Origin of the sequence: Streptomyces sp. NPDC059373 (assembly GCF_042751495.1) — a bacterium.
In the GTDB taxonomy this organism is placed as follows: Bacteria; Actinomycetota; Actinomycetes; order Streptomycetales; family Streptomycetaceae; genus Actinacidiphila.
The window spans coordinates 1-19,431 of the sequence record NZ_JBHYXC010000063.1; the positions used below are offsets into that span (position 1 = coordinate 1).

At 68.4% G+C, this 19,431-nt stretch carries 18 protein-coding genes and 4 pseudogenes; 11 read left to right on the forward strand and 11 right to left on the reverse strand.

The genetic code is table 11. The annotated features are described in order from the left end of the window. Window positions 1-117 precede the first annotated feature (117 nt). On the reverse strand, window positions 118-1,254 hold the full coding sequence (locus ACFXJ5_RS38785; protein WP_384642426.1) for an FAD-dependent oxidoreductase: 1,137 nt from the start codon (window positions 1,252-1,254) through the stop codon (window positions 118-120). Window positions 1,255-1,389: 135 nt separating this feature from the next. On the opposite strand from ACFXJ5_RS38785, the gene ACFXJ5_RS38790 reads away from it, so the two are divergent. Next, window positions 1,390-2,043 (forward strand): TetR/AcrR family transcriptional regulator, encoded by a 654-nt coding sequence (locus tag ACFXJ5_RS38790; protein ID WP_384642429.1) that lies wholly within the window; start codon window positions 1,390-1,392, stop codon window positions 2,041-2,043. A 206-nt stretch (window positions 2,044-2,249) separates the two neighbouring features. Here ACFXJ5_RS38790 and ACFXJ5_RS38795 read toward each other — a convergent pair whose 3' ends face one another. Continuing rightward, window positions 2,250-3,347, reverse strand: a complete 1,098-nt coding sequence (locus ACFXJ5_RS38795) for a hypothetical protein (protein ID WP_384642432.1) — start codon at window positions 3,345-3,347, stop codon at window positions 2,250-2,252. A 651-nt stretch (window positions 3,348-3,998) separates the two neighbouring features. Here ACFXJ5_RS38795 and ACFXJ5_RS38800 point away from each other — a divergent pair. Continuing rightward, window positions 3,999-4,442 carry a YybH family protein gene (locus tag ACFXJ5_RS38800; protein WP_384642434.1) on the forward strand — a complete coding sequence of 148 codons (444 nt, stop codon included), beginning with the start codon at window positions 3,999-4,001 and terminating at the stop codon, window positions 4,440-4,442. Window positions 4,443-4,457: 15 nt separating this feature from the next. Here the strand turns inward: ACFXJ5_RS38800 and ACFXJ5_RS38805 are convergent. Together ACFXJ5_RS38805 and ACFXJ5_RS38810 are read right to left on the reverse strand one after the other, a co-directional pair. Beyond that, a pseudogene (locus ACFXJ5_RS38805) lies at window positions 4,458-4,592 on the reverse strand (IS256 family transposase); the annotation flags it as partial. A 13-nt stretch (window positions 4,593-4,605) separates the two neighbouring features. After that, window positions 4,606-5,037, reverse strand: a pseudogene (locus ACFXJ5_RS38810) (haloacid dehalogenase-like hydrolase); the annotation flags it as partial. Window positions 5,038-5,419: 382 nt separating this feature from the next. On the opposite strand from ACFXJ5_RS38810, the gene ACFXJ5_RS38815 reads away from it, so the two are divergent. Beyond that, window positions 5,420-6,460, forward strand: coding sequence for a hypothetical protein (locus ACFXJ5_RS38815; RefSeq protein ID WP_384642437.1), 1,041 nt, complete (start codon window positions 5,420-5,422; stop codon window positions 6,458-6,460). Between the two features lie 497 nt (window positions 6,461-6,957). Here ACFXJ5_RS38815 and ACFXJ5_RS38820 read toward each other — a convergent pair whose 3' ends face one another. Next, complete coding sequence (locus ACFXJ5_RS38820; RefSeq protein WP_384642439.1) at window positions 6,958-8,325, reverse strand: ferric reductase-like transmembrane domain-containing protein; 1,368 nt, start codon at window positions 8,323-8,325, stop codon at window positions 6,958-6,960. A 528-nt stretch (window positions 8,326-8,853) separates the two neighbouring features. Between ACFXJ5_RS38820 and ACFXJ5_RS38825 the strand changes: the two genes are divergently transcribed. Then, window positions 8,854-9,519 (forward strand): nitroreductase, encoded by a 666-nt coding sequence (locus ACFXJ5_RS38825; RefSeq protein ID WP_384642482.1) that lies wholly within the window; start codon window positions 8,854-8,856, stop codon window positions 9,517-9,519. A 61-nt stretch (window positions 9,520-9,580) separates the two neighbouring features. Next, window positions 9,581-9,934, forward strand: a pseudogene (locus ACFXJ5_RS38830) (Scr1 family TA system antitoxin-like transcriptional regulator); the annotation flags it as partial. 456 nt (window positions 9,935-10,390) lie between these two features. On the opposite strand, the gene ACFXJ5_RS38835 reads toward ACFXJ5_RS38830, so the two are convergent. From ACFXJ5_RS38835 to ACFXJ5_RS38845, 3 genes are all read right to left on the reverse strand, one after another. Further along, the gene (locus ACFXJ5_RS38835; RefSeq protein ID WP_384642442.1) at window positions 10,391-11,179 is read right to left on the reverse strand and encodes a serine protease; all 789 of its coding nucleotides are present in this window, start codon (window positions 11,177-11,179) and stop codon (window positions 10,391-10,393) included. Window positions 11,180-11,265: 86 nt separating this feature from the next. Further along, window positions 11,266-11,781, reverse strand: a complete 516-nt coding sequence (locus tag ACFXJ5_RS38840; protein ID WP_384642444.1) for a hypothetical protein — start codon at window positions 11,779-11,781, stop codon at window positions 11,266-11,268. Between the two features lie 51 nt (window positions 11,782-11,832). Beyond that, window positions 11,833-12,615: a hypothetical protein gene (locus tag ACFXJ5_RS38845; protein WP_384642446.1), complete on the reverse strand. Its 783-nt coding sequence runs from the start codon at window positions 12,613-12,615 to the stop codon at window positions 11,833-11,835. Between the two features lie 448 nt (window positions 12,616-13,063). Between ACFXJ5_RS38845 and ACFXJ5_RS38850 the strand changes: the two are divergent. Further along, window positions 13,064-13,933 (forward strand): annotated as a pseudogene (locus ACFXJ5_RS38850) (IS5 family transposase). Here the strand turns inward: ACFXJ5_RS38850 and ACFXJ5_RS38855 are convergent. Further along, a complete protein-coding gene (locus ACFXJ5_RS38855; RefSeq protein WP_384642449.1) occupies window positions 13,912-14,064 on the reverse strand; it encodes a hypothetical protein in 153 nt (50 codons plus the stop codon). The pseudogene ACFXJ5_RS38850 and the gene ACFXJ5_RS38855 overlap by 22 nt on opposite strands. 129 nt (window positions 14,065-14,193) lie before the next feature. Between ACFXJ5_RS38855 and ACFXJ5_RS38860 the strand changes: the two genes are divergently transcribed. The 3 genes from ACFXJ5_RS38860 to ACFXJ5_RS38870 are packed head-to-tail and all read left to right on the forward strand — an operon-like array spanning window position 14,194 to window position 16,313. After that, on the forward strand, window positions 14,194-14,556 hold the full coding sequence (locus ACFXJ5_RS38860; RefSeq protein WP_384642484.1) for a MarR family winged helix-turn-helix transcriptional regulator: 363 nt from the start codon (window positions 14,194-14,196) through the stop codon (window positions 14,554-14,556). Continuing rightward, on the forward strand, window positions 14,553-15,986 hold the full coding sequence (locus ACFXJ5_RS38865) for an MFS transporter (RefSeq protein WP_384642452.1): 1,434 nt from the start codon (window positions 14,553-14,555) through the stop codon (window positions 15,984-15,986). Before ACFXJ5_RS38860 ends, ACFXJ5_RS38865 begins: the two co-directional genes overlap by 4 nt. A 33-nt stretch (window positions 15,987-16,019) precedes the next feature. Further along, complete coding sequence (locus ACFXJ5_RS38870; protein WP_365732309.1) at window positions 16,020-16,313, forward strand: DUF1330 domain-containing protein; 294 nt, start codon at window positions 16,020-16,022, stop codon at window positions 16,311-16,313. 128 nt (window positions 16,314-16,441) lie between these two features. On the opposite strand, the gene ACFXJ5_RS38875 is transcribed toward ACFXJ5_RS38870, so the two are convergent. Then, window positions 16,442-16,807 (reverse strand): hypothetical protein, encoded by a 366-nt coding sequence (locus ACFXJ5_RS38875; RefSeq protein ID WP_384642454.1) that lies wholly within the window; start codon window positions 16,805-16,807, stop codon window positions 16,442-16,444. A gap of 153 nt (window positions 16,808-16,960) precedes the next feature. Between ACFXJ5_RS38875 and ACFXJ5_RS38880 the strand changes: the two genes are divergently transcribed. Beyond that, the gene (locus tag ACFXJ5_RS38880) at window positions 16,961-17,686 is read left to right on the forward strand and encodes a dienelactone hydrolase family protein (protein ID WP_384642457.1); all 726 of its coding nucleotides are present in this window, start codon (window positions 16,961-16,963) and stop codon (window positions 17,684-17,686) included. A gap of 269 nt (window positions 17,687-17,955) precedes the next feature. Further along, complete coding sequence (locus ACFXJ5_RS38885; RefSeq protein WP_459254005.1) at window positions 17,956-19,146, forward strand: IS110 family RNA-guided transposase; 1,191 nt, start codon at window positions 17,956-17,958, stop codon at window positions 19,144-19,146. 24 nt (window positions 19,147-19,170) lie between these two features. On the opposite strand, the gene ACFXJ5_RS38890 is transcribed toward ACFXJ5_RS38885, so the two are convergent. Continuing rightward, a complete protein-coding gene (locus tag ACFXJ5_RS38890; protein ID WP_384642462.1) occupies window positions 19,171-19,359 on the reverse strand; it encodes a hypothetical protein in 189 nt (62 codons plus the stop codon). Window positions 19,360-19,431: the final 72 nt, after the last annotated feature.

Here is a 19,431-nt window from a genome sequence, read left to right on the forward strand (position 1 = left end):
ACATCCAGCGTCATCCCGAACTCGTCGACGGGTGCCTCGCCGGCACCGGCTTCAGTCTCACCCAGCACCCGACAACACCCCGAAGAAGTCAGTAACCACCCCCAGGGGGGCAGGGGCTCAGGGTTGGGCGTCGCCGAAGTCGAAGATGTCGGCGGACAGCAGGTGTTCGGCACCGCCTTCGAGGAACTTGGCCGTCTCGGCGGAGCGGGGGAGCATGGTCTTCTCGTAGGTGCGGATGGCGTCGTCGACGGTGGCCTCGTTCGCGAGAGCGAGGGCGAGTTCGCTGGCGTCGAGCATGGCGAGGTTGACGCCGACACCGAGCGGGGGCATGAGGTGGGCGGCGTCGCCGAGGAGGGTCACGGTCGGGTTGTGCTCCCAGGTGTGCGGGACGGGGAGGGCGAAGATCGGGCGCTCGACGTAGGGACCGTCGTTGTCGGTGATCATCTGGCGCATGCGGGGCGACCAGTTGGCGTACCCGTCGAGGAGCAGGGCGCGGATGTCGTCGGTGTCGTCGGTGGTCAGGCCGCCCTGGGTGATCCAGTCGACCGGGACTCGCTGGATGATGTAGACGCGGATGTGGTCTCCGCTGTTGCGCTGGGCGAACAGACCGCGGTCGCCGTCAGCTGCATGGGCGCCGCCCAGGCCGACCAGTTCAGCAATGTCGGGATGGCGGTTCTCCACGTCGGAGAACCAGGCCTCCAGAAAGCTCACCCCCGTGTACTCGGGGACGGCGGAGGACACGGCCGGGCGTACTCGGGAGAAGGCGCCGTCAGCGCCGATGACGAGATCGGTCTCGATGGTCGTGCCGTCGGTGAAGTGCAGTTGTCGCGGCCCGTCGGTGGGCCCGCTGATCGTGTCGAGGGCTTGTCCCCAGTGCACGGTTCCCGGTCGCAGGGAGTCGAGCAGCAGGTCGCGCAGCTGGCCGCGGTCGATTTCCGGCTTGAAGAGGTCGTGGGCCTTCGGGACCTGATGTGAGGTAATCGTGCCGGCCGGGTCCAACTGGCGCATTTCCTGCCCTTCAGGGCGGGCCAGCTTGAAGAACTCCTCGAGCAGGCCGGCTTCGCGCAGGGCGATCTGGCCGTTGTCGGCGTGAAGGTCCAGGGTGCCGCCCTGGTTGCGTGCGTCGGCACTCGGTGCGCGGTCGTGGACGGTGACCGCGATGCCGCGCCGCTGGAGGATGCGGGCGCAGGTCAGCCCGCCGGGTCCGGCGCCGATGACGCTGATCCTGGCCTGGGCAGGTGTTACGGAGTTCATGGTGTTCCCTTCGTCGGCGCCGGATCGCGCCCGCAGCGCTGTGGCGCGGCCCGTCAGGCACCGCCCACATTATTTGTAACAGCTACAAATATGCAACCGTTCTAACTTTGGCACATGCCGGGTAGGGTTGAAGACATGGCAGAGACGATCGACCGCGCAGGAACGGGCGGGCGGCGCGAACGCAAGAAGGCCGCCACCCGCCAGGCGATCGCCGACACGGCGCTGCGGCTGTTCCTGGAACGTGGCTACGAGCAGGTGGGTGTCCGCGAGATCGCCGAGGGCGCCGACGTGTCGGTGTCGACCCTGTTCAACTACTTCCCCCAGGGCAAAGAGGCCCTGGTCTTCGACGAGGACGCCCGCAACGAGGCCGCCTTGGTCCGCGCGGTCACCGACCGGGCGCCGGGCGAGACGGTCCCCCACGCTCTGCGCGCCTACCTCAGGGGCTTCGTCGACTCGGCCCACACCCGAGACCCCCGCTTCGCCGACTTCCAGCGGCTCATCCAGCAGACCCCGGCCCTGCGCGAGTACTCCCGCGCGATGTGGCTGCGCCACGAACACGCTCTGGCCCGCGCTCTAGCCGACCAGACCGGCCGGCCGCACGGCGACCTCATCTGCGCCGCCTATGCCCGGTTCACCCTGGAAATCCTCGCGTTCGCCGGCTCCCGCCCCGATCCTGCCGCCGCCATCGACCAGGCCTGTCTCCTGCTCGACCAGGGCTGGACGACGTCGGTCGCCCGACATGACCCCGAACCCGGCAGACCCGCCACTGCCCCCTCCCCAACCACATAGGGCTGCGCATGGCTGCACGTCGATTTCCAGGACGACATACGGGCGTTCTGCTCCGACGCCTGCGGGTTCAAGCCGACGAACGCAGGACTCACCGCGCTGCGAGCCGGGCTCACCGCACCGCGCACCCGCCCATGGACAGCCGCTAAACCCCTGGTAGGACAGGTCTCACCACAAGATCATGTCCGCAACTACCAGAGGCTTCATGTTCATCGGTGCGGCCGCATGGGAGGTCCTGGAGTTTGTCGCTGCGTGCCGCCGAGGCCGACGGCTGGGACGCGGGAAAGCTCATCGCCCTCGCATTCGCGCAGCGGGCCTTTCCCGACACTGAGGACCCTGCTGCCGTCCTGGCTTGGCGGATCGACAACCACCTCGAGGACGGGCGTCGGGCGGTCGAGCGCGCTGCGGAACGGGAAACCAAACCGGGCGGCAGCCGTCCGTTGAAAACGCTCAGCGTCGGTCAGCTGCACCGCCTCCTTGACCCCGCCGAGCGGCACCACCGCGCCGCGCTGGAGGAACTTCACCGGGCGGACGCGGCCGTCGACAGCCAGCCCCGCACCCTCGTCGCGGACGGCCTGCCCCATCCCGCGTGGCCCCACCGGCCGTGCGGCCACCTCACCCGCCCTGGGCGTCCATGGCGGTGACAAGGGCCTGAACTCGCACTGTGGTCCGTCGGCCGGCACCGCACCGCCGGCCACATCGGAGTCGGCGGCGGCCTGGTCGACGGTCACCGACGTGTAGCCGGACCCGCTCACCGCGGTCAGTTGGGTACCGGGGGAGAGGTAGCGGTCGACCTCGCCGACGCCGGTGAGGTAGGCGTCGAAGAACTCGCCCAGCGAGGACACCACCGCGCCGTCGGCGGGCAGCGGATTCCCGAACGCCGAATCGGCTGCCTTCGCCGTGCCGGGCCCGGCGATCTCGGCGGGGGCCGCGGTCACCGTGAACGCCCCCGTTCCGCTCGCGCTGTCCGACGCGACCATCGGGACCGCGAAGTACCGCACAACCGTCAGCGCATCCGCATCCGCTGCCGAAGCAGTGGACGAACCGCTTGTGTTGTTACGGACGGTGAACTGCGCAGCGACGACGACCGACCAGCTGCCGTCACTCGACTGTGCACTGCGCACCGCCACGGTGCTGCGCAGTAGCGACTGCGCAGCCGTAGCGCCGGACCCGGTGGGCAGATCGACGTCTGGCACGAGTGCGTGGACGGATTTGCGCAGTCGCGCGCTGTCGGGTGCGGTGGCGTCGCTGCGCAGCCACAGATCGCAGAACAGTGTAGCTACCCCGGCCGGGTCCGGGTTGCGCAATGCAGCGGGTGCGGGGGTCGTGGGTTGCGCAGTGGCCACGACGGCGCGGGGGATGCGCACGCGACGGCCAGCGCGAGCGGGCCGGCTGCCAGCGCCGCCCACACGCCGATCCGGGCCAGGGAGACCCGTCGGTGGGCGGTCTTCAGGGTGCCGAGGGAGGCGCTGGGAGTGTGCAGCGGGTGGGGGGAGGGGCGCAAGCCTCAGGGGCTGGCCTTCGTGGGATCTGGTTGGGCGTACAGGAGCTCCTGGGAGAGGAGCGTTCGGGGTGTTGCCCCTATGAAGCCCGGCGCTACTCACCGATTCGCTCACCACCAGAACCCCTTTGCGATCACGGATCGAGCAATTGTCAATACCTGTGGATTGATTCGGTCATAGATCGCCGGGCTGGCCGGTCGGACAGATGCGGGATCTCCTGATGTGGTTCGGGCCTGGCGCCGAAGCGGCGTCCTGCGGCGGCGAGGGGAGGGGGCGGCGCTGGTTGGTCCCGGAGCGCGCGATATTGTCCGGTTCGAGGTACCTCGGGCCGGAGCGCTGGTGGCCTCGGTCGGCGATTGGGTCGTGCCGGTGCGCCCGGTCGACCCGGCCGGATGGGAGGTGGTCGCGCCGGCTTCGGGGAGTCCGGATCGAACCCACACGAGGAGTGAGTCAGCCATGAACAGCCAGGAAACCGTCGACTCCCGGATCGTCGACCCGGCCCGCCTCCCGTTCGCGTACGCGGACGCGCTCAACGCCGGGGACGCCGACGCCGTCCTCGCGCTGTTCCACCAGGACGCGACGATGCGCACCTTCACCGGCGAAGTCCTCACCGACCGGGAGGCGCTGCGCGCTGAGACGGTCAACTCGATCGCGGCTCAGGCGCGTCTGACCAACAAGCCCAGGTTCACCCAGATCGGGGGCGACACGGCCCTGATCATCGTCGATTGGAACCTCGAGGCGACGTTGCCGGACGGCACCCGGATCTCGCCGACCGGAACGACGACGGCCGTCGCCCGCCGGTCGGCCGACGGGTCATGGCGGTTCGCCGTCCTCAACTGTCAAGGGGCAGCTGGGTCTCCCGGGTGGCGGACAACAGAGCTCCCCGCTGGTGGACGGTAGAAGTCCCCAGGCCGGTCATGCCGCGTTCGCCTCCTCGCGCTCGACGAGGACGCCCCTCTCGAACCGGGTGCCGGCGCGCACGAGGGCGACCAGGTGGGGAGCGTTGACCGCGCGCCAGCGTTCCTGGGCGGACTCGATGAGCTTGAAGGCCGGCGGCGACGTCGGCGGGAGTGTCACCGATCAGCAGCACGTCGGACATGTTGATCGTCGTGTCCAGGGCCTGGCTGGTGCGGTGGATGGCGATGCGTACGAGCTCGGCGCGGTCGTCGCGGTTCTCCCCGAACCCGTCGTACGGGAACACGATGTGCGTGTCCAGCCCGAACACCGCGAGCTTGATTTCCGCGACGTCGCGGATGTTGCCGGTGACCACGCTCTGCACCACGCCGTCCAGGCCGGCCACGGCCTCCAGCGCGGCCGCCCCGGGCAGCGCGTGACCGCGCTCGCGCAGTTCGCCGGCGCGTACGCGATGCCGTTGCGCGGAGCAGCGGGCGAAGGCCTCGAACATCTCCCGGTCGCTATCGATGCCGTGCAGCTCGGCGGTCTCCCGGAAGATGACGGGCTCCGTCATCCCGTCGACCAGCGCCGTCTCCTCCATGACGCGCCCGGTCGTTCAAGACCACGCCGTTCGGCAGCAGTTTGACCGTCCGCAGCGTCGCTCGGCCCATGTAGACGGCGTTCGTGGCCTGGTAGATCGTACTGACGTGCCCTACGGCCACCACGGCTCCGGAAATGTCTCTGCGCGGGACGGGGCCGGCGAACGAGATGACCCCGCGTACACCGAGCACGAGGAGTTCGTCGAAGCAGCGGGCGAGGAACCAGCTCTCGGCCTTCGCCGGGCACTCGTCCGTGAGGATGAACCGCGAGCACTCCGGCGACTCGACGTACCGGCTCTGCCAGATGAGTTCCGGCAGCCGTTCTGCGGTATCGGCCCAAGGCGTCTGCCGGGGAGTTGGTGGGCGGTCGTAGGCTTACGCGCCATGGAAGAGATCTTCAAGCTCGGCGAGATCAGCTGCCCCTCCGGGTACCTCGTTGTCATCGACGGCGGTCACCTGGGGATGTGGAGTGGAGAGCGGTCGCCGGCGGAGATCGATCCTGCTTCGCTTGGCGTCGAGGACCCGATGATGGCTGCTGATGTCATCGACGCGGTCGACTTCGCGGTGGTCGGACCGGACGCTTCGACGGCGGTCCGCAGCTTCGACCGACAGCCAGGCGCCATGCTCCACGACGTCCCGGCTTCCAAGGCTGCGGAGCTGGGGACGATGTTCGCGGAGCACTGCCGGGCCGCGGGCTTGGACGCCCGCCTGGAGAGGTTGCCGAGTCGCGAACCACATGCCCAACGGGTGCGTCGGACTGCCGATGAAGGCGGTGGCAGTTTCTTGGTGTTCGGGGTGCCGGTCGTCGCGGTGGGTGGAGTGCCCCGCGACCGTCACCTTCCGGTGCTGGCCTCGCGGGTGGACTTTGGCGACGGGGTCGGGTCGCGCTGGTCTCAGATCTCGGTTCGGATGAGCGACGCCCTCGTGGAGTCATCCGTGCCGCTGGGTGACATCGGCGTCGACTGGGCCCGGGTGCTGTTCGGCGATGCCGATGCACTGAACGCCTGGCAGCACGACGAGCCTGTGGACGGCTTGGCCGACGTCGCATTCTGGGGTGCTGCGGCGGACGAAGTCGCCGCGACGTTCGCAGCACCTGAACTGGGCGAGCCTGGTGAGGAAAGCATCCGCGGGTGGACCGGGCTGGCCATACCGGAGGCGCTAGACAAGGCCCGTGCTCTGCTGAGATGGAAGGAGGAGACTGGACGCCGCATGGCCGTGGACTTCCGGCCGCATTCCCATCACTGGCAGGTCATGCGTCAGATCCGCGCCTCCGAAGTCGAGGCCGGAACCGTGGATTTCGGCGATGCCCGACTGCTCTGTGCGATGACGAGTTGGGGCGACGGCTACTTCCCTTTGTCCGCCGACCTTGATTCATCGGGCGCCGTTGTTGCGGTGCGGGTGAGCTTCTGCGACGCACTCAAGTAGCCGTCGGGGCTGGGCACTGCCAATCTTCGAAGCCGGTGTCACCTATCCCGAAGAGTCGCAGCAGTGTTCGCCCGCGATCTTGCAGGTCGAGTGCGATTGGCGTGGGGCACGTAGTCTCGCGCGACGCATTATCACCTGAGTTTTGAGAACACCCCCGCACTGGCTCACGAGGTGGCGGTTGAGACGTTGGAGCGGGTTCTGGGTGACCGCTCGCAGGAGGCCGGCGCGGCGACCGTCCTGGTCGGGAGCGTGTTGGACGACGATGACGGGGAGTTCGTCGAGCGTTGGTGCGTGCGGGTGGGGACAGGGGCTGTGCCGGGTAGTGCGCTGTTCGGGCCGGCACGGGCTGTGCCTGGGGCATACCGCTCGACGATTCGGGTGTCTGGGCGATGACGGCCTTGCCGTGGCGGAGTTGCTGGCGGTGCGTGCCGGGGCGGACCCTCGGAGTACGGGGTCGCCGGCTTGTTGGCGTGTGCACCAGCGGTACGGGTGGCTGGTCAGCGGAAGGCGAAGTGCTCGGCGTGCAGATGGTGTCGGGGGATGCCCTGGCGGTGGAGGGCGCGGCAGAGGTCTTCGACCAGGGACGCGGGGCCGCAGAGGAAGACGTGGGTGTCGGGGGTGAGCGGGCCTGCCTGCGCCTGGATCATCTCGGCGTTGAGCCGGCCGTGGCTGCGGCTGAACGTCGGATGGAGGCGGAGTCCGGGTAGTCGTGCGGCGGCTGCGGTGAGTTCTGGCAGGAACGGCGCGTCTTGGGCGGTGGGGGCGCAGTAGAAGAGGTCGGTGCGGGGGAGTGTTTCGCCGGGGTGGGTGAGCCAGCCGAGGAACGGGGCGATGCCGATGCCCCCGGCTATCCAGATCTGGCGGGGCCCGCCGAGGGTGTGGTCGAACATGCCGTAGGGACCGCTGAGGGTGGCGGGCAGGCCCTCGCGTACGTCTGCGTGGAGCCTGCGCGTGCCGGGGCCGAGCGCGCGGATGGTGAGGCGGACCGAGCCGTCCGGCTGGACTCCGGCAACGCTGAAGGGATGCTCGCGCCAGGCGCGCCGGCCGCCGACGCGGAGGTAGACGAACTGGCCGCCCGTCAATGGCAGCCTGGCGGGTCCGGTGGGAGCGAGGGTGAGGTCGACGATGTCGGGTCTGGGCCGGCTGACGCGGTGGATGGTGAAGTCGGCCCGGGGCTCCCTGTGCCGCAGCACCAGCTCGTCGTAGGCGTAGGCCGCCATGCCGATCGTGGCCATGGTGACGTAGATCGCCAGGAGCGGCGCGGATCCCCTGATGATGAGATCGAGGAACCAGCCGTGGAAAAGGGCGGACAGGAGCAGCAGGCCGGTCAGGCGGTGCAGGAAAAGCCAACGCTCGTAGGGCAGCCGGAGGATGCGGCTGACCTGGCCGAGTGAGATGACCACGAGCACGAGCAGGCCGATGGAGGACGCGGCACCCAGGAGGTGTCCCAGGCCGACGAGTTGGGCGGCTTGCTGGGCGTCGACGTGATTGTTTTGGCTCGCGTCGAAGCCGAAGAAGAAGTGGAGGAGTTGATGGGGGGTGAGCAGGAGCAGGGACAGCAGGGCGTACTGCTTGTGCCGCCGGTACATGCGGTCCAGGCCGCCGAACCACTTTTCCAGCCACGTCAGCCGGGTGGCGAGCACCAGTGTGCAGGACATCAGGTAGGCGGCCAGGACGCCGGTGAACTCGCCGATGAAGTAGACAGAGCTGATGCCCTGCGGTCTGAGCCAGTCCCAGGCCAGGTACAGCACGACGGCTGCGGCCGCGACCGCCAACGGCCCGGCGTGGCCCTTCTTCAGGCGCACGTCCATGGGAGTGCGCGCGATGCGGGCTGCGTAGAGCGCTATCGCGATCAGAACAGGCATCGTGTGCCTCTCGGGCGTCGGTAGGCGGCGCGGATGCCGGGCGGGTGGCCGCGAAGAAGGCTTCCTGAATACCGGATACAATGTAGCCAATATGTGCTGCTCTGTCGACTCCGCTGGGGAACGATGGAGCACACTCGCGATGTCACGTGGCCAGGAGCGTAAGAGCGGGCCGGGAGGCGGTCGGATCGTCGCGCGGGAACTCCCACTGACACAGCCGGGCGCGTAAGTGCAACGGCGCCGGCTGCGGAGGCCACGCTTCAGCCCGCCCTGCCCGCCCTGCCCGCCCTGCCCGCCCTGCCCGCCCTGCCCGCCCTGCCCGCCCTGCCCGCCCTGCCCGCCCTGCCCGCGGTGTCGCCGGGGCGGTGGGCAGGTACCGCTGTGGTGAGTTTCGACAGCACTTCGTGATCCGTCGGCGGAGGAATGTCGGCCAGTTATGGCCGCACCAAAGTTCCGCCCGGTCTGCTCGCCTGGTGCGATGATCATCCTCGTGTCTTCGCTGCCCGCCATGGAGTGAGAGGACGGGAAGACGTGGATGTGTATGAAGCCGTGGACAGTCGCAGGGCTGTGCGGGCGTTCAGCGATGAGCCGATACCCCAAGAGGTACTCGAACGAGTGCTGACCGCAGCAACGCGGGCTCCGTCGAGTGGGAACCTCCAGCCGTGGCACGTGTACGTCGTGACCGGCGAGCCCCTGGCCGAACTGAAGAGGCGCGCGACGGCGAGGGCACTGGCGGGAGACCCGGGTGATGAGCGGGAGTATCCGATGTACCCGGCCGGACTGGCCTCGCCCTATCTGGACCGCTTCGCCGCTGCGGCCACCCAGCGGTACAAAGCGCAGGCCATCGAACGCGACGACCCCGACAGGCCCATGAAGATCGCCGCCTTGAACTCGGAGGCGTTCGGGGCGCCGGTCGTGTTGTTCTGCTACCTCGACCGGACGATGGGGCCCGGACAGTGGGGGGACGCGGGGATGTATTTGCAGACGGTCATGCTGCTGCTGAGGGCGGAAGGGTTGCACAGCTGCCCCCAGGTGATGTGGACGATGTATCGCGAGACCGTCAGCAAGATGGTCGGAGCCGATGACGCGCTCGTCCTGTTCTGCGGTGTCTCGGTGGGATTCGAGAAGGAAGGCATGCCACGGCTGCGCACCGGGCGGGCGGACATGACAGAAACAGTGAGCTTCCTCGGAGCGTGACGCCCTGACCGTTGATCCTCGCAACAGACGGGTCGTCAGTCCGTGCCGCTCCGCTCATTGCGGGCACGCAGAAGCCATGGCCGCCCAGCTCGGCCATCTCCTCACCGCTGGCGCTCTGCCCGCCGTGTCCCTGGGCATCATCCCCGTGGCGACGAGCACTCGCCGCCAGTGGCCTGTCGAGACATTCCACATGTACGACGACACCCTGGTGTCCGTCGAGCTGCTGTCGGCACGCGTGAAGATCACACAGCCCAGCGAGATCGCCCTGTACCTGAAGGCCTTCGAGCAACTGCGCAGCAGGGCCGTGTACGGGGCGGAAGCCCGCGCCCTGGTCGTGAAGGCGATCGACGCGCTGCTGACCCCGGACACGAAGCGATCAGCACCCGCCGCAGCGTGCCTGCGCTGGGCGCGATGATGACCAAGTCGGCCAGATCCCAGCGGGCACCCAGCAGGGACAGCAATTCCTGGGGCAGGCCGGCTGCGACTGATCCCAGCTCCCGGTAGTTGGCCGCCCAGCCGGCGTCGCCACCACCGGGACCCCAGCACTGCCACGAGCGGATGTCCGACCCCGCGCGGATCCTGCGGGTCGGTGATGTCCGCCAGCATCCGTCATTCCTCGTCCTGCTGCTGGATGTGGTTCCTGGACTGGAGTTCGTACAAGTGGCGTGGGAGTAGGTGCAACGTGCTCTGTCCGCGTAGGGTCGCACTCGGTTGTCGGAACCTCACGATCGTGTACGGCGGTTGAGCAGTCGGCTCCAGCCAGTTTCCGCTCGTCTTGCCATGAAACATGTCACCTGGCGACTGTCGATGTCGATAGTGAAGGCATCGCGGGCGACACGGGGCAGGCCAGCTCGTACGAGGGGGATGAGGGTCACCGCCTGACACTCGTGGCACCGGCTCGGTCGGCCTGCTGGCCGACGGCGGTCACCCACGGAAGCAGAGCTGCTGGCCGTACGTAGACCCCGACGTCGTCGACGCGGCAGCTGGGACCCCAGCTCACCAGGCCGATGAAGGTGGCGGGGAGATTGTGTCCCAGTACGGGGCCGCCTGAATCGCCGGTGCAGGTGTTGCGCGTCGCCGCGGAGGCCGGTATCGCGCACAGTTGCCAAGCGGGGTGCGGAACGAGGCCGAGGTTGCGTTGGGCCTGGGCGCAGCGGCCTGAGGGGATGAAGCGCAACGGAACGGCCTGGCGGTGGCATGGCTGCACTCCGCCGTAGCCGTCGCGCCCCCAGCCGAAGGCGGTCCCGGAGGCGGGCGTGTCCGTCGCAGTTGAAGTGGGAATCCGGACCGGTGTCGCTCGCGCCTTCCCGTCGAGGATGAGCAGCGCGGCGTCCACGTTGGCGCCGTCAATGTCCGGGTGCAGGACCACGCTTCGCACGTGCAGTGGCTGGCCCTCGATGGGGGCGTTGCGGCACAGGTTTTCGGCGCCAACGACGACGTCCACGGATCCGGTGCGCCGTCCTGTGACGCAGTGGGCGGCGGTCAGCACCAGGCGCTGTGCGACGAGCACCCCGCCGCAGAATTGGCCGCCCAGAAGATCATCTCTTGGTGCGGAGGCGTTGATGAGGGCGGCCACTGAGGCAGCGGCAGGTGCCGCCGTCCCGGTGGCCGCCGGGACGCTGTCCGCGTGGCCCGCCAGCAACCCCGCGAGGAGGGTCATTACTGTCCAGAGCGCTGGGCGCGTGCCCTGCGGGACGCCCTTTCGTGCTTGCGCTCTCGTCTGTCTCGGTGCCGTCCGTGCCTGTCTCAGCATTTCTCCGGCTTGATGCGAACGATCAGCTTGATCGTGTTGAGCCACCGGTATGCGTGCGACCCCGCGTGGTAGTCGACAGCTATCCCTGACATCTTCGGACTCGATGTGCCTGCGACGTTGATGGCGGCGACGAGGTTCTGCACCACTGATCCTTTCTGGGGGTGGATCGTCGCGTGGATGGCGCTGCGGCGCTGCGGCCATTTCAGGCCGGACTGGTTCAGGTTTTCCTTTGCCGGCGGATAGTGGGTGTCGAAGCCGATCAGGTTTCCGTCAGCTGGCACGAGCAGGGAGTGGGTCAGGCGCAGGCCTTGGGCGCTCACCAATTTCACGTCATCGATCACGACGTCGCCCTTGCCAGTGTTGCGTAGTACCTCACCGGCGAAGGTCACTGTTGAGCCTGTGGTCGTGGACATGCACAGGGTGTTCCTGGTGGTTCCCCGTTCCAGGGGTCCGTTCGTGTCTACCGAACCGGCCCCGCCGGCGTCGCAGCTGGCCATGGTGGTGAGCATCGTGGTCAGTGCGAGCGCGGCGGCGCGTCGTGTTCCTCGTGTCATAGCCGGTCAGCTCATGGAGCGTGCGACGATGCGGTGCGGGGTTCCGCCCGGGTAGTCCCCGGTTCCGCACAGTCGGCGCTTCTTGTTGAAGTGGTACGTCAATTCAGCGGACTTGGTGTACCCCGTCTCGGTCGACAGGTCGATGCCGATGTAGTCGCTGATCTCCAGTCCGTCGGTCCAGGTGATTGCCGTGCTGGTGTTCTCGACGAAGGTTGTGTCAGCGTTCTGTGTGACGCAGAGCTTCGCAGTCGGTATGGACGCGGACGAGGTGGTCGCACCACCCGCGAAACTGATCGCCTTGACCTTGTAGTAGGTGTAAATCCCGGCACGCGACCCGCAGAGGATCTTGTACTTGCCGTAGTGGAAGCCGGTTTTGTAGTAGACCCCCTTGTTGTTGCCGTACGTGGGGAACGACTCGCTGGCGCTGCTGGACTTCGACGACGTGCCGTCCACTTTGAAGCTGCCGTACGTTCCGGATGCGGAGACCCCGACGCCGAGCGAGCTGTCGGCTCCGGAGACGTAGGTGAAGGTGTGGGTGACGCCGGTTGTGGCGCTGTAGCTTTGCCCCACGATGTCCGAGCGGGCGCCGTAGTCCTTGACCAGTGTGCTGTGGCACGCCTTGGAGACACCGGCGTCCGCGGCGGCGGTCGTGACATCGGAGGTGTCAGTGTCGGAGGCGTCCGCACTAGTGGGATCGTCCGACAGGGACACCGGCGAAGACGCGGACTCCTCGGCGGTGACGTCCGCCGCGTCGGCGTCGGTGGCGGTGGTTGTCGCCGCGTCGTCCAAGACCAGGCCGGCCGTAGCGGCTGTCGCCTGGCCTGCTCAAGCGCCCGCCAATGCCGTGACCTGCACCGACCGGAGCAGTACACGGCCTTCACCGCCATCGTTGGCGGCAACGGATCACCACACTCCCGGCAATACCGCCGGCCCACCCATGTGACGCCACAACCCCGATCGTCGCGACCTTCAGACCTCAAGACCATCCTTCAAAAACACGCACTCAGAGGTCGTTTTCATCTTGAGTGCGGTTCTCTGGGACGGTTTGTTCTGCCTGTCGATGTGCTGTTGGTGAGGCTGTGGTGGCGGCTCTGCGTGGTGAGGCTGGCGGTGTGACGGATGGGGCGGAGGTCTGTTTGCGCCTGTCTCATTCCAGGACACCCGAGTCTGTCCCGTGCTTCGACGCGGCAGGTTGCACGCCTGGGCGCACGCCCCCGGAAGGCTGTATGCCCAGGTCATGACGGAGCGTCGTGCGTATCCAAGTGATCTGTCCGAAGCGCGCTGGGAGTTGATCGAGCCGGTGCTGTCCGCCTGGCGCTTCGAACGCCGCGGTCGGGCTCTGGATTTTGGCCGGCCTCCACGGCATGACCTGCGCGAGATCATGAACGCGATCCTCTACGTGGACCGCACCGGCTGCCAGTGGGCCTATCTCCCGCACGACTTCCCGCCGCATCAGAGCGTCTACGGCTACTTCGCCAGGTGGCAAAAGGATGGCGTCTTCGCCCAGCTCAACGGTCTGCTGAGAGAGTTAGTGCGCCAGCAAGAAGGGAAGAGCCCCGAGCCCTCGGCCTGCGTGATCGACGCGCAGAGCGTCAAGACCTCCACCTCCGTCCAAGCCAAGAGCCAGGGCATCGACGCGGGCAAGAAGATCGTGGGCCGCAAACGCAGCATCATCACCGACACCCTCGGCCTGCTGCTGGCGGTGCTGGTCACCGCCGCCGGCGTCCAGGATTCCACCGCCGGGCAAACCCTCCTGGACCAGGCCGCCGCTGACCATCCTGGCCTGCGCAAGGTCTGGGTCGACGGCGGCTACCGCAAGCACTTCGTCGAGCACGCCGCCACCCTCGGCATCGACCTCGAAATCGTCCAACGCATGCCCGGCGCCAAAGGGTTCACCCCCATCCCGAAACGCTGGGCAGTCGAGCGGACCTACGGCTGGCTCATGCTTCACCGCTGACTGGCCCGCGACTACGAAACCCACCCCCACCGCTCCGAAGCCATGATCCACCTAGCCATGACCGACCTCATGCCCCGCCGACTCACCGGCGAGAACACCATCTCCTGGCGCGACCCGACACCAGCCCATCAAAGCCGCATCCAGGGATGAAACAACAGGATGAAACGACCTCTCACAGTGTCGATGGCAAGTTCGAACCTCAGGTCCGGATCAGACCTGAGCACTTCCATCGCGGCGGGCGTGACGGCCAGCGCGCGTCCGCGCCGGTCGACCATTTCCATAAACTATGAATATAAAAATGCTATGCTTCGAGCATGAGTCGTCAAGACACCGATCCTGGCGCGTCCGCCGCCATCGGGGGAGCCCTCTACGGCCTGGCCACCAGGGCCGCGAGACGCCTGCCCCGGGACATGAGCCTGACGTCCGCCGCCACCCTGGCCACCCTGGACCGGACCGGCGCGCGGCGCATCACCGATCTGGCCGCGGTCGAGGGCGTCACCCAGCCCGCGATGACGGCCCTGGTCCGGGTGATGGAGGAGTCCGGCCTGGTCGAGCGGCGGGGCGACGCGTCCGACAAGCGGGTCACGCTGGTGTGCCTGACCGAGGCCGGCGCCTCCTATGTCCGGACGCGGCGCCAGGCGGGCGTCCACGCGTTCGAGCGGTTGATCGGCGAGCTCACCGGCGACGAGGTCGAGGCGCTGGTGGCGGCCCTTCCGGCGCTGAAGCGTCTGGCAGAGCTCGAAAGCCAGGACCGCGAAGGGCCGAAGCAGTGACCGGGCAGCCGGTCGGCGGGGTCGCGGTGAAGGCGTTCCCGGTGGCGCGTTCCCAGGCGCGGCTGCTGGTCCCCGCCCTGATGTTCATCGCTCTGGTCGTGGCGGCGGTCGCCAGCCTGGGGACGCCGCTCATCACCAGCGTGGCGACCTCGTTCCACGTCTCGCTCGGCAGCGCGCAGTGGACGCTGACCGTCGCGCTGCTCAGCGGCGCCGTCGCCACGCCGGTCCTGGGCCGGCTCGGAGCCGGCCCGCACCGGCGGGCCACGATCCTCGCCACGCTGGCGGTCGTCGTCGCCGGCAGCGCGCTCACCGTGCTGCCGCTGCCGTTCGCGTGGCTGCTGGCCGGCAGGGCGGCCCAGGGCGTCGGGCTCGGGCTGACGGCGCTGATGATGGGCGTGGCCCGGGACCACCTCCCCGAGGAGCGCAGCGCGGCCGTGATCGCCCTGATCTCGGTGGTCTCGATCATCGGGGCCGGCGTCGGCTACCCGCTGGCCGCACTGCTCGCCGAGCTCGGCGGGGTACGGGCCGCCTACGGCCTCGGCCTGGTCGTCACCGCCGCTGCCCTCCTGACCGCGTGGCGCTCCATGCCCGAAGCCCCCGAAGGCCGCTCCGCCCACGTGGACGTGGCAGGCGCGGTCGTCCTGGCCGCTGCGCTGCTCCTGGTGCTGTTCCTCGCCGGCGAACGGAATCTGTGGAGCCGGCACCTCGCCGTGGCGGCGGGCCTCGCCGTCGTCGCGGTGGTGCTGCTCTGCGTCTGGGCCGTCATCGAGCTGCGCAGCACGACGCCCCTGGTCGATGTGCGGGCGGTGCGGCACCCGGCGGTCGCCGGGGCGAACCTTGCCATGTTCGTCGGCGGGATCGGCATGTACCTCCTGCTCACGCTCATCACCCGGTACGCGCAGACGCCGCACGGCGCCGGCTACGGCTTCGGGCTGACGACCTTCGTCGCCGGGCTGGTCCTCATCCCGTTCTCGGTGCTGGGGTTCGTCGCTGGCAAGCTCACGCCGCGGGTCCGGACGCGGATCGCCGACCCCCTGCTCCTGGCCGGCAGCGCCGTCGTGGTCGGCGGCGGGTTCGCACTGTTCGCGGCGGCCCGGTCGGACCTGGCCGAACTGTTCGCGGCGATGGGCGTGCTCGGCTTCGGCGTCGGCGGCTTCTCGGCCGCGATGCCCGGCGTCATCCTGGCCGTCACCCCCAAGAGCGAGACGTCGAGCGCCATGAGCTTCAACTACGTCGTCCGCAGCGTCGGGTACTGCCTGGGCAGCGCCATCGGCGGCCTGATCCTCGCCGCGGGCACCGGCCCCGGCCACCTCTTCCCCGACGACAGCGCCTACACCACCGCGGCGCTGGTCGGCATCGGCGCCATGGCGATCACGACGCTGACAAGCCTCGCTCTCGCCCGCCGACGCTCGTCCGAGACCAACCCGTAAGTCAGATGCACTCATCCCAACACTGGAGGTTCCATGCCCAAGGGCTACTGGGTCAGCGCCTACCGCACCATTTCAGACCCTGAGAAGCTGGCTGCTTACAACAAGCTGGCCGCTCCGGCCGTCGAGGCCGGGGGCGGTCGGATCCTCGCCCGTGGCAGTCGGGTCGTGGCGCATGACGCCGGAATCGCCGAGCGCACCGTCCTGATCGAGTTCGACAGCTTCGAGCAGGCCGTCGCGGCGCACGAGAGTGCGGCCTACCAGGAGGCGCTGGTCGCCCTCTCCGACGGCGTCGAGCGCGACTTCCGCATCGTCGAAGGCATCGACTGAGGCGGCGCGAGCCGGCCGTCCGTGAGTTCATCCACCGCACCCGCACGGAACTCGGCGTCGCCGCCTGAGGCATGCCCGGTCGTCCTGTCCTGCCCACTTCGCGGGCAGGACAGGACACGTCTGTGCAGCTACTCGGGGGCCGGATGCAACCGCACCACCGGAGCCTGCTGATCGCCCAGCTTCCTCTTGAGCTGGTCGTTCTCAACGGTCAGAACGTTCACCACCCGGGCGAACATGTCGATCTCGGCCTTCTGGCGCTTGTTCTCCGCGATCAGCTCGGCCATCCGTTCCTTGGTCTTCTTCAGCTCCTCCCGCAGCATGCGCTCGCTGTCAGGAACCTGCCCCTGGGCCCGCACCCTCGCGTAAAACTCGTCCTTGAGGTCGGTGTGCCGGTGGGTGAGAACGTGCCGCTTCACGTCCGCCTCGGCCGCCAGCGCGACCACGGTCAGGGCGCCGTCAGACCGCAGTGGGATACCGGTCAGCAGCCGCTCCATCGCGGCCCGGATGCTGGGCGTCGATGCCCCGTGGGAACGGGGTTTGTGACGGATCTTGTGAGCTATCGCCGCATTTCAGAGGCACACCCGCGCTTTTCTGCCAGCGGTGAACACCGGCCCGACCGGGCTCGACGACCACTACGGTCCAGTCTCATGACGACGGTTACAACGCGCACGGTCGAGTACCCGGCCGACGGTCTGACGATGATCGGGCACCTCGCGCTCCCGGCCGGTGTCGACCGCCGGCCCGCGGTGCTGCTCGGACCAGAGGGCATGGGGCTCAGCGACGTCGAGCGTCGCCGGGCCGATGCGCTCGCCGAGTTGGGATACGTAGCGCTGGCCTTCGACCTTCATGGCGGGCGCTATTTGGGTGACCCCGAGGAGATGTTGGCCCGTTGCATGCCGCTGCTCGCCGACCCCGACCGGATGCGGGGCATCGGCCATGCGGCGCTCGAGGTGTTGCGCGCCGAACCGCGGACCGACCCCGACCGGATCGCGGCCGTCGGCTACGGCACCGGGGGCGCCGTCGGGCTGGAACTCGGGCGCGATGGCGTCAACCTGCGCGCGATCGGGACAGTCAACGCAACTACCACGGGCCGACCGGGCGAGGCGGCGCGCATTCGCTGCCCGGTGTGGGCCGGGGTCGGGTCGGAAGACCCGATCATGCCGCCCGCGCAACGGGACGCGTTCACCGCCGAGATGCAGGCCGCGGGCGTCGACTGGCGCCTCGTGGTCTACGGCGGCGCCTTGCACGCCTTCCACCACCCGCCGGTCGACCACCCCGTGGTCCCCGGCGTCGGCTACCACCCACGGCACGCGCAGCGCGCCTGGCACGACGTCATCGACCTGCTCGCCGAGTGCCTGCCCGTAACGGAGTGATCTGGGCAGACTGGGGTTTGTTCACAGGCTCTGACCTTGTCCTACCTTCCAAGCGTGGGCCTGAGGCGGTCATTCGTAAGATCGTCGGACCCAGGGGTTGCGGGTATGGCTGTGAGCTTGTCGCCGTCTGATGGTTCAAAGAACTTGGCCGCCCGGAGCCCCGCGACGACTCGCCCGCTAATTGGGATGCGCGACTTGATCGCTGCGTAGGACTACGTCGGCGAGGTCGTCTGCGGGACTGCTGTAACGACGAGCTGGCGGAGGTGACCGTGCCTGAGATCTGGGCCGGGGTGGACATCGGCAAGGAACATCACCACTGCGTGGTGATCGACGCGCGAGGTGAACGCTTCCTGTCGCGGCGAGTCCTGAACGACGAGTCGGCGCTGTTAGAGCTGATCGGCGACGTACTCGCTCTCGCCGAGGACGCGTTGTGGGCGGTGGACATCAACCATGGCGGTGCCACCCTGCTCATCGGCCTGTTGCTCAGCCACGACCAGCCGATGGTCTATCTCACCGGCCTTGCGGTTCACCAGGCATCAGCCGCCTACCGCGGCCAGGGCAAGACGGACGCGAAGGACGCCTTCGTCATCGCCGACCAGGCCCGCATGCGCAAGGACCTGGGCGTGCTGCGGCCCGGCGACGAGATAGCCGTCGACCTCAAGATCCTGACCAGACGCCGCACGGACCTTGTCAACGACCGCACCCGCCAGATCAACCGGCTCCGGGAACAACTCCTGGAAATCTTCCCGGCCCTGGAGCGCGCGCTGAGCCTGACGAACAAGGGACCGATCCTGCTGCTGACCGGCTACCAGACGCCGGCCGCCATCCGTCGCAGCGGTGTCAGGCGCATCGAGTCCTGGCTGAAGAATCGCAAGGTCAAAGGCGCTGCCACGATCGCCCAGGCCGCCATCGAGGCGGCCTGGGCCCAGCACACCGCGCTGCCCGGCGAGAAGCTGGCCGCCTCGATGGTGGCTCGCCTCGCGAAGGAGGTGACGGCCCTCGAAGAGGAGATCGCCGAGCTCGACGCACTCATCGAGGCCCGGTTTCACGAACACCCGCATGCCGAGGTGATCCGCAGCCTTCCCGGCATGGGGGCCCTGCTCGGCGCCGAGTTCCTTGCCGCCACCGGCGGCGACATGGAAGCCTTCGGGACTCCCGACCGGCTGGCCTCGTTCGCCGGCCTGTCCCCGGTCCCGCGCGACTCCGGTCGCGTCAGCGGCAACATGCGACGGCCCCGCCGCTACCATCGCGGCCTCCTGCGAGCCTTCTACCTCTCCTCCATGGCCAGCCTGCGGTCGTGTCCAGCGTCACGGGCGTACTACGACCGCAAGCGCGCTGAAGGGAAAGGGCACAAGCAAGCATTGCTGTCCCTCGCGCGCCGCGGAGCCAACGTCCTGTGGGCCATGATCCGCGACGGAGAGTGCTACCAAGCAGCACCACCAGTCACACTTGCGGCTTGACATCCTCATTGGGAAGTTCTTTATCTACCCGAGAACCCCCTGGGCGGCGCGGAGCCGGCAGAGTGCGTTGACTTCCAGCAGCTGGTCGACGACCTCGCGGCAGGTGTCGCCGACCTCGCTGGCCTGGGTGCGGCACCAGAGCGGGGTCTTCATCTGGAAGGCGATCTTCTCCGGCGGGTAGTCGCTCTTGTCGGGTGCGTTTTCCCTGCTCAAGGGCGGCATGGGTTTTGACCAGGTCGCCCTTGAGGAAACCTGCACCATGGTCGCGGCGGTGTGCGGTTTCGG